This window comes from Dehalogenimonas alkenigignens (assembly GCF_001466665.1).
In the GTDB taxonomy this organism is placed as follows: domain Bacteria; phylum Chloroflexota; class Dehalococcoidia; order Dehalococcoidales; family Dehalococcoidaceae; genus Dehalogenimonas; species Dehalogenimonas alkenigignens.
Genome location: NZ_KQ758903.1, coordinates 1521502 through 1534575 on the forward strand (window position 1 = coordinate 1521502; position 13074 = coordinate 1534575).

General features: G+C 54.9%; 14 protein-coding genes. 6 read left to right on the forward strand and 8 right to left on the reverse strand.

Annotated features, from left to right (window positions below):
• Positions 1-3 precede the first annotated feature (3 nt).
• The 6 genes from hemW to DEALK_RS07995 all read right to left on the reverse strand — a co-directional run bounded on the left by hemW (position 4) and on the right by DEALK_RS07995 (position 4724).
• Positions 4-1143, reverse strand: coding sequence for a radical SAM family heme chaperone HemW (gene hemW, locus DEALK_RS07970; protein ID WP_065128738.1), 1140 nt, complete (start codon positions 1141-1143; stop codon positions 4-6).
• Positions 1144-1270: 127 nt separating this feature from the next.
• Complete coding sequence (locus tag DEALK_RS07975) at positions 1271-1609, reverse strand: hypothetical protein (protein WP_133240185.1); 339 nt, start codon at positions 1607-1609, stop codon at positions 1271-1273.
• Positions 1610-1672: 63 nt separating this feature from the next.
• Positions 1673-2797, reverse strand: coding sequence for a cell division protein FtsZ (gene ftsZ / locus DEALK_RS07980; RefSeq protein WP_058439704.1), 1125 nt, complete (start codon positions 2795-2797; stop codon positions 1673-1675).
• A 24-nt stretch (positions 2798-2821) separates the two neighbouring features.
• Positions 2822-4021: a cell division protein FtsA gene (gene ftsA / locus DEALK_RS07985; protein WP_240608121.1), complete on the reverse strand. Its 1200-nt coding sequence runs from the start codon at positions 4019-4021 to the stop codon at positions 2822-2824.
• Between the two features lie 22 nt (positions 4022-4043).
• Positions 4044-4484 carry a cell division protein FtsA gene (locus DEALK_RS07990; RefSeq protein WP_133240184.1) on the reverse strand — a complete coding sequence of 147 codons (441 nt, stop codon included), beginning with the start codon at positions 4482-4484 and terminating at the stop codon, positions 4044-4046.
• 27 nt (positions 4485-4511) lie between these two features.
• A complete protein-coding gene (locus tag DEALK_RS07995; RefSeq protein ID WP_058439706.1) occupies positions 4512-4724 on the reverse strand; it encodes a hypothetical protein in 213 nt (70 codons plus the stop codon).
• A gap of 188 nt (positions 4725-4912) precedes the next feature.
• Here DEALK_RS07995 and DEALK_RS08000 point away from each other — a divergent pair, with 188 nt between their 5' ends.
• The 4 genes from DEALK_RS08000 (at position 4913) to DEALK_RS08015 (ending at position 9387) form a co-directional block, all read left to right on the forward strand.
• The gene (locus tag DEALK_RS08000) at positions 4913-5647 is read left to right on the forward strand and encodes a DUF5343 domain-containing protein (protein WP_058439707.1); all 735 of its coding nucleotides are present in this window, start codon (positions 4913-4915) and stop codon (positions 5645-5647) included.
• 184 nt (positions 5648-5831) lie between these two features.
• Positions 5832-6326 (forward strand): ribonuclease H-like domain-containing protein, encoded by a 495-nt coding sequence (locus tag DEALK_RS08005; protein ID WP_058439708.1) that lies wholly within the window; start codon positions 5832-5834, stop codon positions 6324-6326.
• 71 nt (positions 6327-6397) lie between these two features.
• A complete protein-coding gene (locus tag DEALK_RS08010) occupies positions 6398-8347 on the forward strand; it encodes an endonuclease/exonuclease/phosphatase family protein (protein WP_058439709.1) in 1950 nt (649 codons plus the stop codon).
• Between the two features lie 161 nt (positions 8348-8508).
• Positions 8509-9387 (forward strand): DMT family transporter, encoded by an 879-nt coding sequence (locus DEALK_RS08015; protein WP_083496420.1) that lies wholly within the window; start codon positions 8509-8511, stop codon positions 9385-9387.
• Positions 9388-9466: 79 nt separating this feature from the next.
• Here the strand turns inward: DEALK_RS08015 and DEALK_RS08020 are convergent, their stop codons facing one another.
• Positions 9467-10273 (reverse strand): DOMON domain-containing protein, encoded by an 807-nt coding sequence (locus tag DEALK_RS08020; protein WP_058439710.1) that lies wholly within the window; start codon positions 10271-10273, stop codon positions 9467-9469.
• Between the two features lie 238 nt (positions 10274-10511).
• On the opposite strand from DEALK_RS08020, the gene DEALK_RS08025 reads away from it, so the two are divergent.
• On the forward strand, positions 10512-11468 hold the full coding sequence (locus DEALK_RS08025; protein ID WP_058439711.1) for an ABC transporter ATP-binding protein: 957 nt from the start codon (positions 10512-10514) through the stop codon (positions 11466-11468).
• Positions 11461-12255, forward strand: a complete 795-nt coding sequence (locus DEALK_RS08030; protein WP_058439712.1) for an ABC transporter permease — start codon at positions 11461-11463, stop codon at positions 12253-12255. The genes DEALK_RS08025 and DEALK_RS08030 overlap by 8 nt, the downstream gene beginning before the upstream one ends.
• Positions 12256-12382: 127 nt before the next feature.
• Here the strand turns inward: DEALK_RS08030 and DEALK_RS08035 are convergent, their stop codons facing one another.
• Complete coding sequence (locus DEALK_RS08035; protein WP_144437095.1) at positions 12383-13003, reverse strand: hypothetical protein; 621 nt, start codon at positions 13001-13003, stop codon at positions 12383-12385.
• Between the last annotated feature and the right edge of the window lie 71 nt (positions 13004-13074).

Sequence of the window (13074 nt, forward strand, 5' to 3'; positions counted from 1 at the left end):
ACCCTATTCATCCGGCAGGAAACGGATGAAGACTTCATTGCCCAGCAGCCTGCCTCTCGGCGTCAACTGCAGCCGGCCGCCGGAAACCTCGACCAGACCAAAGCCCGACAACTCTCCGATCACGGCGGCGTATCGGCTATATAAGTCTATCTTATATTGCCGCCCTATGTCATCCAGCGAGATGCCATCGGCCAAGCGCAGGCCCAGAATAACTGATTCCGACAGGGCGCCCGCCTGGCCGATAATTTCGATTTCATGCGGCGGCAGGTTGCCGGATGCCAGGGCGCCAACATAGCCATCGAGGCTGTCGGTATTGGCGATACGTCTTTCATCGATGAGAGAGTGGGCGGCGACCCCCAGCCCACGGTACTCCCCGCGCCGCCAGTAGACCAGGTTATGGCGGCTCTCAAAGCCGACTTTGGACCAGTTAGAGATTTCATAGTTCTGATACCCCGCCGCCGAAAGCCTTGCCGAGGCCAATTCGTACTCCGAAGCCGCCCTGTCGGGATCGACGGCCGGGAGCTCGCCGCGGGCGGCAGCCTCGCCGAGTTTGGTACCGGGCTCGAGCGTCAGACCATAGAGCGAAAGATGGTCGGCGCCCAGCGCGATGATGCCGTCCAGCATCGAGTCCCAATCGGTGAGGCAACGCGAAGGCAATCCATAGATGAAGTCCAGGCTAAGATTAGTGAAGCCGGCGGCTCGGGCTTTCTCGACTGTCCGCTTAGCGTCAACCGCTGTATGCAGGCGCCCCAGAAAGATGAGTTCGCCGTCGTCCAGGCTCTGAACGCCCAGACTTAGGCGATTTACACCCACCTGCCGCAGCCTCCGGAGGTAGTCCTCGTCGACGGTACCGGGATTAGCCTCCAGGGTTATCTCGACTCTCGAGTCGACATGGTAGTACTGACGCACGGCATCAAGAATTCGCCCAACATCGCCGGCTGACAGCAAGCTGGGCGTGCCGCCGCCGAAATAGATAGTTCGAACGACAGCACCGGGACGTCGAGTTAGCCGCAGTTCTATTATAAGCGCTTCAACATAATCCACGACCTGACCCTCCCGTCCTGCATAGGAGATAAACGAACAATAGCTGCATTTACGCCGGCAGAACGGGATATGGAAATACAGGGAGAGTTCAGATGTCATTTTATGTCAATTTTAACAGAAATGTGCCTTACCCAACCACTTCGGCACCGGCTGAAATAGAATAGACCGCCGGGGGAGGAGGAGCCCGGCGGTCTATTCTATTATGAATGAGGCGGAAAAAACGTAGTTAGATCAGGCGCCCCTCTAGCATCGCCAATTGGCGGAAGTCGAGTGCGGCTGTCTTGGTGATCAGCCGGCGCCACGATTCATTATCTGTCAGCGCATAAAGCGCGGTTTCTTTTCCTTCGACGGTGCAAAGGAGACCCTTAGCTTTCAAACGGGAGATCGTCCGGTCGATATCCCTGGGTTTCATATCCAGACTCTCAGCCAGGGCTGACCGGGAAAACCGGGTGTAAGGATGACGGCCCAGAAGCCGCAGCAGACGCAGCATCTCCTGACTTTCGAGGTCATCGGCAAACTCCCGCATGAATTCCTGGATTTCGTTTTCTGTTATACGGCAGTTCATATTCAGCTCCAGGGGGGTGGCGGTAACCAACCGCCACCCCATGTCTAAGGGAATAACCGGGTCTTACCACCGTTTGGTGCTATATGAAGCGGGCGCAGTCGGGCGGGCCGGTTCTGGCCGGCGGGCGCCGACGAGACCGCGCTGCCGCAGGAAAGCCGGGATCTCCAGTTCTTTTTCTGTCTTGATATTGCGGAGAAGGCGGGTAATTTCCTTATCGCGGGAGTTGACCGAAGTCGACTTGTCGGCAAACCCGGTAGCGATCAGGGTCAAGCGGACTTCATCTTTCATCGAGTCATCGGTGTTGACGCCGAAGATAACGTTGGCTTCCGGGTCAACGGCCTGACGGATGACTTCAGCCGCTTCGTTGACTTCGAACAGAGTCAGGTTATCGGGCCCGACGACGTTGAAGATACAACCTTTGGAACCGTCAACGGAGACATCAAGCAGCGGGCTGGTGAGCGCCTCTTTGGCGGCCAGAACGGCACGGTTGTTGCCCTTGCCGCGACCAATGCTCATCCAGGCCGGGCCGGCATCTTTCATCACGGCGCGGACATCGGCATAGTCCAGGTTGATGATGCCGGGGACGGTGATGACCTCAGCGATAGCCTGAACGCCGTGATGCAGGACCTCATCAGCCATGCGGAAAGCGCCATCGACGCCGGTCTTGTTGTCGCAAATCTGGAACAGGCGGTCATTGGGAATAAGGATCATGGTATCGACATTGGGCATCAGTTCTTCGATGCCCTCTTCGGCAACCTTCATGCGGTGGGAGCCTTCAAATCCGAAGGGCTTGGTGACCACAGCGATGGTAAGAGCGCCAGTCGCCTTGGCCGCGGCTGCAACCACAGCCGCCGAACCGGTGCCGGTGCCGCCGCCCATGCCGGCGGTGACGAATACCATGTCGGAACCCTCGACAACCTTCAGGATATCCTCGCGGCTTTCTTCGGCCGCTTTACGGCCCATTTTGTTATCACCACCGGCGCCGAGGCCGCGGGTGCATTTTTCACCCAGCTGGATCCGCATCGGGGATTCTGTGATAGCCAGAGCCTGGGCGTCGGTGTTCATGGCAACAAATTCAACACCGCGAATCTGCTCCCGGACCATGCGGGTGATGGCGTTGCAGCCGGCACCGCCGCAACCGATGACCTTGATTCTAGCGCCGCTGGGGACATAGATCGTTTTAGCCATATTCTTTTTCTCCTCGATTATTTTTTATTTTCGTTTAAACAGGCCGAAGAATCCGCCGCCGCTCTCGGATGAGCCGGAAATTGGTTTGACCGGGATCTCGGTGCGGCTTTTAGCTCGCCACATGATCAGGCCTACCGAGGTAGTGAACGCTGGATCGGTCAGGCGTTCGGAGACCCCGTACATGGCCGGCGGGGCGCCGATGCGAACCGGCAGGCGAGCAACTTCCTGTCCCATCTCAGCCAAGCCGGGGAGATTGGCCGAACCGCCGGTGAGTACCATGCCGCCGCGCAGCAGGTTCTGGTAGTCCTCACCAGGAACCTCCAGCAGGGCTAAACGAACCATTTCCTCCACCCGAGAACGAATAATCTCGGAGACCTGGGACTGTGGGAAAGAATGGCCGCCCTCTGACAACATCTGGTCATTGCCTTCATCACCGACCGGCATGACACTGCCGTAACGTAGTTTGATTTCCTCAGCCAGCTCCCAGCTGACGCCGAGACCGACTGAAATATCGTGCGTAATCTGATAGCCGGCAACAGGCAGAACCGACGTGTGGATGGGTTTGCCGTCTTTGAATACCGCAATGTCGGTCGTGCCGCCGCCGATATCGGCAAGAATAATACCGTCCATCATCTCATCGGCCGAGATGACCGCTTCGGCGCAAGCCAGGGGGGAAAAGATCATCTCATCGATCTCGACGCCCGCGCCTTTTATGCACTTGGACAGGTTCTCCACTGCGGTGGCTGAAGCCGTAACCATGTGGGTCTCGACTTCCAGTTTGAAGCCGTGCATACCGACCGGACTCTTGACACCTTCCTGCCCGTCAACGGTGTAGGATAAAGGAAGCAGGTGCAGCAAGCGGCGATCAGCAGGGATAGCGGTGTTCCGGGCAACTTCCAGAGCCCGATTGACATCCGCCTGCTTGACAACCTCGTCTTTGCGCGAGATGGCGATCACGCCCCGATTGTTGGCCGAATGGATATGACGACCGGTGATGTTGACGATTGCCGATGCCATTTTAAATCCGGCGGTCTGCTCGGCCATGCTAACCGCTTTGCGAATTGATTCTCTGGCTTCGTTGAGATTGACCACCATGCCTTTTTGCAGACCGCGCGATGACACCACGCCGACACCGAGAATCCGGACCCCGGCTTCATCAGCATCAGCCATAATGGCACACACCTTGGTGGTGCCTACATCAATTGCTGAAAGTCGTTTTTTCAATTTCTCCTCCTCTTTGAGCCCGCTACCTGGCGCCGGCGACCTCGCGCAGGCGTTCGGTTAGCCTGACTCCCAAGTTTTCAATATGCTGCTGGTGGACGTTTTGAGGAACCCTCTTTATCTCCGTGATGAACCCCTTGGGCAGCTGCCCGGCGCTCTGATTCTCCGGCTCGCGCAGCCCCGGCAGGATTTCCTTTATAAGAGCGATGACACCACGGTGCTGATGATTGCCGGTGATGCTGATCACCGCCGAGTCAATTCGATGCCCGGAAGATCTTTCCGCCAGTGCCAGTGAACTCCGGATGGACTGGCGAGCTTCATCCAGATTGACCACCATACCTTTTTGGAGACCCCTGGAGGGTGCGACCCCGATGCCGAGGACGGATACTCCCAGTTGGCTGGCCTCAGCAACCACTGTACATATCCTATCGGCACCGATATCTATCGCCGACACTCGTTCCTTCACATACCCTCCAGAGTCAGACATGGAAGACTATTTACCGCCTTCGCGGTAGCGGACATTCCATTTAGCGCACAGGCTCTCTACGAAAGCCCTGGTGCTGGCGTCGGGCGAGCGACGAAGCTCAGCCAGAAAACCGTGAAGCAGTTCGCCGCCACTCATGCCGGGGGTAGGTTCCTGCGGACCTGGCAGGTTGATGGTGACGATCTCGGTCATTACCTTTTGATAATCGATTGCCGTTCCCATTGATAAACTCCTCCTGTTCTAAAATTTGCGACTATCTTATGCGCTGCCAAACGCAAGCGTCAATTTGTGTCCAATTTTGTCCAGGCTGTTTCCAAAAGAGTGTTGATTTTGTCCTCCAACTTATTGTTTCCAAGTATAAAATTCTTGTCATTTTTGTCCTTGTGGCCTAAAATAAGGGCGACTCAGCTATGAATATGCCAGTTTCCAAGACGCTGCCGCCTTATGTTTCTTACCGCACGTTTTGGAATTTTCTGGACGGACTAAAATCCGCCGTACCGGCGCGGATCGATAGAAGTTTTTGGGGCGACAAACTGTCGGGCTCAACCGGCGGTCAGCTAATTGCGGCTTTGAAATATTTGAAGCTGATAGATGCCGGCGGCGTACCGACTTTGCGTTTGCGGCAGATAGTGTTCGCAAAAGGCCCCCAGCGTTCTGATCTGCTGCGCCAGTTGGCTATGGAAGCCTATCCCTTCTTCCTTACATCTCTCGATCCAGCCTCGGCTACCTACTCTCAACTCGAAGAAAAACTGCGCGAGAATTTTCAGATAACTTCCGATGTCGGCCGCAAGTGCATCAAATTCTACATCGGGCTAGCGGGAGATGCCGCGATCAACCTGGCGCCGTTTGTCACTAAAAAATCCAAGTCTAACTACTCATCAGGCGCGGGACGCAAGAACAGGAGAACGGCGGCAAAACCCGCTGATTCTCTGGAAATACAGCCCACGCCGACAGCCGCGCTGCCTCACAGCAACATCGTTGTTAACGAAGCGACCGCGCCTCTTTTTCTGCCGTCCCCGTCAATAAGTCAGATGCTGCTGGCCAAATTCCCCGATTTCGATCCCGCCTGGTCTGACGAAGTGAAATTGCGCTGGTTCCAAGCTTTCGACGAGTTGCTCCAAAAAGTCCCCGGCGCCAAACGGTAGGCTGGGATCCTAAAGGGTCTCATAAGCAGGTTTCCAACCATTTTCCGCCGGAACTTCAGTCCGAGCAGTGGCTTAACTTCCTGAATAAACCCCTAAGTGGTTCGCAATATTATTATTTCAATCGTATCCATTATTTTTTATGTTAATTATAAGCGCCTGGCAGTGGTTGGTATAATGGAGCCTGATGACCATAGCTTGCGAGGCTTACCTGGATATCGAAACCACCGGTTTCTCCCCGGATGATTGTCCCATTACCGTCATCGGCATCCATATTTGCCGCGGCCAAGATGAAGAATTCGTTCAGTTGGTCGGTGACCATATCACCCCCGAAGCCCTGCTCGAAGCGTTACGCGGAGTTGAAGTCCTCTACACCTTCAACGGAGAGCGGTTCGACCTTCCTTATATCCGGCGGCGCCTGGGTGTTGACCTGATGGCTGAGGGTATCCGCCACTGCGATCTGATGCACCATTGCCACCGCCAGGGCTTGCGCGGCGGGCTTAAAAAAGTTGAAGTAAGCCTGGGAATCCGCCGCCGCCTTCCGAACATTAACGGTTACCAGGCGGTCAGGCTTTGGTGGCGTTATCTCAATGATTATGATGACCAAGCCCTGGAGACCCTGTTAGAATATAATAAGGAAGATACCCAAAACCTGAAGATACTCCGCCGACGCCTCGAATAAGATGAGGCAGGACGAACCTCCCCCGACCGCCGGTTTTTTCCTGGTCTCAGGGACGTGGTAATATTAGAACCGTGCGCCGCGACGAAATTCTGGCCAAACTAAACGTCCGGCTGCCCGAAGCGGTTTCGGCTATTGCCCTACCCGCCCTGGCAGTAGCGCTGGGGCTGCAATGCATCAGGGTTCTGATATCCGGGTTGACCTGGGTGCTGGGCGACAGGTTCCAGCTGGGTGCTTTCCAACTCGGCGCCATCGCTTTTGCCGTTTTCGGAGTTGCCTTCCTGGCAAGCTTGCTGCGGCGTAAACTGGGATATCGCCGGGTCATTGCGGCGAGCCTGATCAGCCTTTCAGCCTCAGCCATTTTCGTCCAGATATGGCCGGGCGACCCGATTTTCGGCCTGATAGCCGCCGGCGCGGGCACTGCCGCCTTTACTTTGTTCCTGCCGGTCTATCTCGATGAAGTCCGCCGCCAGGAAGATGCCGCCATTCCGCTTTTTGCCGCCGGGTTTCTCTGCGGGCTGGTAGTTGACAGCCTTCTGAGCGGAGCCTGGGGGACATACGATCCAATATGGCAGCAATCCGCGGTGCCGGTACTGCTGACCGCCTCCCAGGTGGCAGCGCTAATGTTTGCCACCGTCAAAGTATGGGGGGAAATCCCAGTTTCGCCGCCCGGGCCGATCAGGAGTCGATCCGGGGCCTGGATAATCGTCGGTCCCTTCCTTTTTCTCCAACTCCTGATCCTCCAAAACATCCCTTCCCAGTCCACTCTCACCGGACTAAACACCGCAACCACCTATTTATGGCTCATCGGGGCGGAACTTGCCGGTGTAATCGGCGCTTTCTTTCTACACACCCGGCATGCCGACGCGACCTATCTGGCGACACTTTTCAGTTCCGGCCTGCTGGTGACCTTCGCCTTTTTCCCCTTCTCCACCGGAGTGATGGGACTGGCGCTCCTGTTATTAGCCCAGGTGTCTGCCTGTTATCTGTTCTTTACAGTAGTTCTTGGTATGAACAACACGCAGCGCGGCCACACAATGAACCTTTCCACCGCCAACGGGGTGGGCATGCTGCTTTTAGCCATCCTGATCCTGGCTTACTACGCGGTATATCAAATCGCGCTGCCATATGAAAATTCGATGCTGGTGATGGTTTCAGCGGTGCTGGTTTCTGGCGGAGCGCTGACCTCACTGCGGTATTCTAAAACCCGGCTAAGGGTAAATCGGAAACAGTGGGCGGTGGCACTGCTGGCTTGCGCCGTCGCCTTAGTGCCCCCGGCGGTCCACGCCTCGACCGAAACCCAACCAGCTGTCCCCAGTGATGAAGGATTCCCGGTTAAAGTACTCTCATACAACCTGCATAACGGTTTCAATTACATTGGAAAATTGGAACTGGAAGCGCTGGCACTGGAGATCGAGCGGAGCGGCGCCGATATCGTCGCTCTCCAGGAAATCTCTCGCGGCTGGCTGGTCAACGGTCGAGTCGATATGCTGACCTGGTTGGCGGAAAGACTCCAAATGGACTATTTTTTTGGCCCGACCACCGGGCCTTTCTGGGGTAACGCTCTTTTCTCCCGGTACCCGATCATCTCCGCCCAGAACCATCAGTTACCGTCAGATGGCCTGCCGCTTCAGCGAGGTTTTATCTCCGCCAAGATTAGAGTTGGCGGTGAGAACTTGCAGGTAATTGCAACCCACCTTCACCATGTCGAGGAAGATACAGAGACCAGAATCGGACAATTATTAGCGTTGATGGCTTTTTTTAACCCGGCAGAGCGTACCATTATCATGGGTGATCTGAACGCCGAACCTTCAAGCACCGAAATCGGTTTGCTGCGGGGTTTAGGTATAAAAGACGTTATCGCAACCATCGAACCGCCGCCGGCATATACTTTTAGCGCGAAGGACCCGTTTCAGCGAATTGATTACATTTGGGTCACGCCTGACATCACCTTCTCCGAACCGGCGATTCTGACCAGCACTGCATCCGACCATTTCGGGGTGATGGTCACCATAACCAAGTAGCTAAACCAGTCGGTATTTGTACCCCCGCCGGTTTTTGTGCCAGAATTACCGCCATTGCCGCGAACATCGGCATCACATCAAAGCGATGGTCCCGCCTTTCGCATCCAGATGTGGAAAAATGAACCAGGCGCAGTCAACCTTAAATTAATGCAGGAGTATGATTGAGTACCGGCAGCGGAGTTGACCGGCGCGCCCTTATAGGGATCGCTATTACCATGTTATTCTGGGCGTCCTCGTTTGCCGGCATCCGGGCTGGTTTGGAGAGCTTTTCACCGGGCGCGTTAGTGCTGTTCAGATTCCTCATCGGCTCTGCTACACTGGCTGCCTGGGTAGTGTTCAGAGAGAGCATCCGCCTGCCGCGGCTGTCCGACATGCCCCTTGTCCTGGCTGGCGGGCTTATTGGCATAACCGTTTACCATATCTGCCTGGCTTACGGCGAGCAGACCGTCACCGCCGCTTCGGCTTCTTTCATCATCGGGGCAGTGCCAATCTTCACTGGATTACTGGCGGTAGTGACTCTAAATGAGCGGCTCGGGCTGCGCCAGTGGCTGGGCATCGTCACCAGCTTCACCGGCATCGGCTTGATTGCTCTGGGAGAAGGCGGCCACCTTGAACTGGAAAAAGGCGCGCTGGCCATTCTCCTTGCCGCGGTATGCACCTCCGTATACTTCGTAATCCAGAAGCGGCTGTTACGGACTTATACCCCCCTGGAGGTGACCTGCTATGCCTTCTGGGTTGGAACGGCTCTGATGCTATTCTTCCTGCCGCAGTTAGCGGCCGAATTACCGGAGGCGGCGCTCGGCCCTGCACTGGCGGTGGTATATTTAGGCATCTTTCCCGCGGCCATGGCATACGTCATCTGGAATTACGTGTTCAGCCGCACCACGGCTTCGGTGGCAACCAGTTTCATGTATCTGAATCCAATTGCCGCAACCATAATCGCCTGGATATGGCTGGGTGAAACACCTTCACCTCTGGCGGGTTTGGGCGGATTGCTGGCACTCGGCGGCGTCATTCTGACCGCCAGAAGTATCCGTTAATCCCGTTTTAATCTGGGAACGAAAACGGCGGCGGCGGTTATGGTAACCGCCGCCGCCGTTTCACATGCACCGAGTTCAATTAAGGGAGTTCCAATACACCATAACCGCGGTAAGTAGGAGTCGCCCGGACATCTTCGTTATTGCCGTAAGCCCAAACGAACAGGTTCGGTCCGGAGAGCAGCGGCAGGTCGAAAGCGTCTCCTGTGGTGAACCGGCGGCGGAACTCAAGAACGGTATAGGGCGGGCTTTCACTCTCGTCGCTGGCAGCCGGGATCTCTTCCAGCGCCGCTCTCTCAAGCAGGCTCATCTGACCTCCGGTATCCGGGTCGCTGATCACCGACCAGTTGGGATAATGGGAATTTGACCACATATCATAGACATTGCCCGCGGCAACTCCGGCACCGCCGTATCCGGCGATCATATCCATCGGCCCGCTTCTTAAACTGTCGATGAACCCGATCCCAATCCATCCAGTGGTCGGCGCGCTAATGGCCATATAAATAAACTGAGTGTCAGTTTTCCAGTACACCTGGAAGTTGGCGCCAACGACCAGGCTGCCTTCGTATTCGCCAATCTCAATTTTACCGTCAGCCTTCCAGTCAACCGGCCCTGTCGACGCCGGCGGCCCGCCGCCACCGGGGGGGTTATTGGAGGAGAAAAGGTCATCAGGAGACGAAATTATGCTGATTACCGAATAACTGACGGACAGGAAAAGACCTATCGAAGATAAGACGACTCCGGCAATGGGCAAGCCTTTCTTGGCTGGCCGCCGCCTGAGGATGATGATGCCCCAGACAAGGCCGATAATGGGAATAGGTAAACCGAAAAATGGGATCAGCCAGGTGAACAATGCGAGAATGCCAAGAACGAATACTTCACCGCCCATATTGCCTCCTGAAGCTTGCCGGCGCTGTAGACAATGAAAACTTGGGTTATTATACACCCAAGTAAATAAAGTCAGCCAACCGGAATCCGATGTTATATTATCCAATTATGATGAAAAAGTGAAATATTTTTACATCACGGTTGTCTTACGATTGTTACCATCTTGACAATTAAGCGTGTTCACTTTAGAGTAAATCCATTCTTTCACCGGTCATTAATTACCGCCGGAGAACAGTTATATGCCTGAAGCAGTAGTCGTCACCACCGACGGGCTGACCAAAATATTCGACGAAAAAGTCACGGCGGTTAATAACCTGAACATTACTGTCCGTGAAAATGCCATCATCGGCTTCCTGGGTCCCAACGGCGCCGGCAAGACCACCACCATCAAGCTCCTTCTGGGTCTGCAAAAACCTACCTCCGGCAGTGCCACGGTTTTCGGCATGGACATCAGCAAGGATAGTCTCGACATCAGAAAGCGAGTCGGCTACCTTGCCCAGGACCCACGTTTCTACGAGTATATGTCCGCCCGCCAGACGCTGCGTTTTGTCTGCCGCTTCTTTTATCAGGGTCCTGTTGAATTGGTCGAGAAACGGATAAACGAGACACTGGATATAGTGGGATTGACCCGTGTCGCCGACCGCCCAATAAAAGGTTTTTCGGTCGGCGAACGCCAGCGGCTGGGAATTGCCCAGGCCTATATCCACGCCCCGGACCTACTTATCCTCGACGAACCGGCAGCCTCGCTTGATCCGATGGGCCGGAGAGACGTGTTGGAGCTGCTGCTTCAATTGCGCGAAAAAACAACGATCTTATATTCGACCCACATCCTGTCCGATGTTCAAAGAGTAAGTGACGAAGTCATCATCATCAACAAAGGGGAACTGGTCACCCAGTCGGGTATCGACAGGCTTCTGGCAGGGAAGAATTCGACATATTCGATGATCACACGGGGAGACGTCGCTGGACTTCACGATTCGCTGATGTCGCAGCCATGGGTCGAAAGTATCTCCCGGAAAGCCCACAGCGGACACGTGGATTGGGAAATCGCCGTTAAAAGCATCGAATTAGCCGAAGGCAATCTGCTGCGGATAGCGCTGGCCGCTGAAGGTATCTTTGTTGTTGACTTCGGCCGCAGAAAACACCAACTGGAAGAAGTATTCATGAACCTGGTGGAGGGGGAAAAAGTTGGCTGAGATTACCGTTTTTCATGACGCCGCTGACTTGATTCCGGTCAAAGCCAAGGGCTGGCAGGTTGGTTTCCCGAATATGTTCAAACGCGAACTGGAACGGGTATGGAATCCCAGGGCATTCTCCATTCAGACTTTAGCCTGGCTGGTGCTGCTTAATTTCGTCCTGGCAATGTTCATTCAGATGGACCCGGGGCCGTTCACCATTACCATTTTCATGTATGTTTCCGGAGTACTCGTTCCCATGGGCGCCGCAGTGATCGCCTCTGGTTCAATCATCGGCGAGAAAAACTCCGGCACCGCGGCCTGGGTCCTGTCTAAACCAGCTTCCCGCACCGGATTCGTCATGGCTAAATTCCTGGCCATTTCCTCCGGATTTCTTACCTCTGCGGTGGTGATTCAAGGGATTGTCGCCTACGCGCAACTCTCACTGGCGACCAAATCTTTTGTGCCGGCTGGTCCATTTATCGGCGGCATGCTGCTTCTTTCGCTGGCGGTCCTGTTTTACCTGTCAATGACCTTGATGCTCGGCACGATGTTTGAGAGCCGCATGCCGGTGATGGGCATTCCGGTAGCTCTGGTCATGGGTCAAATATTCCTGTCCCTGCCGCTGTCCGATCTGGCCGACTGGTTGCCTTATTTATTGCCGGGAAACTTACTCCAACTCGGGGCCACGGTCACCGGCGGCACCGATGAAAACGGCCCGTGGATAGTCACAGTGCTGATCTCACTGGTCTTTACCGGCCTGTTTCTGTTCCTGGCTCTGCAGCGCATTCACCAGGACGAGTTATAAGCAGCTAACGCCTCCGCCCTCCAGATATCCGATCCGGCACACTATTGCCAGAGGTTTCGAACGTCCTTAACAATAGCCGAACGGGCTTTGGACGGGATCGTCAATCCTATCGGATGCCGGGAGTGTATTAAAAACCAGCGACAGAACTTTCCGCCACCGGGCACCTCTTATTGATTTCGGCGATCATGCGATCGGGTTCGTCGGCGTGGAAGTAAATGAATGTCACCCTCTGCGTGGTCTGGCCCCACAGGGTCATTTCCACTGGTTGACTCAGTTCAAGTTTCATACTGGTGGCGCTGCCGATACTGAAACAGGCAGTATTCTCAGCTAATCCAAATTTCAACCCGTCGCCGGTTTGGCCTAACCATTCTCGGCTGATGGCAGCCGATTTGATAAAGCTGCAGGGTATCTCTCCGGAGGCAATAGCGCCATATCTGAGGATGAGACGATCCTGGGTCAACTCGTGGGGCAAAGCTATCATCGAAGAATAAAGCCCGGCGGTATATACTAGGGCATATCCGAGGATAACAGCCAGAACCCAGGTCAGAATTGGCCATGGCAATATAAGAGCAGTCAGAAAAACACCCGCCGGGGCGATGAAAACCATCATGAAGGTGAGTGGCATAGCAGCCGAACGCCGATGATACGAAAAACGGCTATTTCCCTCTTTGTAACCGCCGAAAAGCAATCGCAGCAAGTAGACGAGCATGCGGATTTGAATTAGTATCCTGCCTAGTAAGGTTGACATCGTAAAGACGTCCTTTCATTTGCGGCACCGCATCTTTTCTAGAAACAGTTAACTGGCACTATCATATCCAA

What these genes read in the sequence shown, in the direction of transcription:
- hemW (WP_065128738.1), bottom strand. Translation starts at nt 1,143, where the DNA reads ATGACATCTGAACTCTCCCTGTATTTCCATATCCCGTTCTGCCGGCGT.
- DEALK_RS07975 (WP_133240185.1), bottom strand. Translation starts at nt 1,609, where the DNA reads ATGAACTGCCGTATAACAGAAAACGAAATCCAGGAATTCATGCGGGAG.
- ftsZ (WP_058439704.1), bottom strand. Translation starts at nt 2,797, where the DNA reads ATGGCTAAAACGATCTATGTCCCCAGCGGCGCTAGAATCAAGGTCATC.
- DEALK_RS07995 (WP_058439706.1), bottom strand. Translation starts at nt 4,724, where the DNA reads ATGGGAACGGCAATCGATTATCAAAAGGTAATGACCGAGATCGTCACC.
- DEALK_RS08000 (WP_058439707.1), top strand. Translation starts at nt 4,913, where the DNA reads ATGAATATGCCAGTTTCCAAGACGCTGCCGCCTTATGTTTCTTACCGC.
- DEALK_RS08005 (WP_058439708.1), top strand. Translation starts at nt 5,832, where the DNA reads ATGACCATAGCTTGCGAGGCTTACCTGGATATCGAAACCACCGGTTTC.
- DEALK_RS08020 (WP_058439710.1), bottom strand. Translation starts at nt 10,273, where the DNA reads ATGGGCGGTGAAGTATTCGTTCTTGGCATTCTCGCATTGTTCACCTGG.
- DEALK_RS08025 (WP_058439711.1), top strand. Translation starts at nt 10,512, where the DNA reads ATGCCTGAAGCAGTAGTCGTCACCACCGACGGGCTGACCAAAATATTC.
- DEALK_RS08035 (WP_144437095.1), bottom strand. Translation starts at nt 13,003, where the DNA reads ATGTCAACCTTACTAGGCAGGATACTAATTCAAATCCGCATGCTCGTC.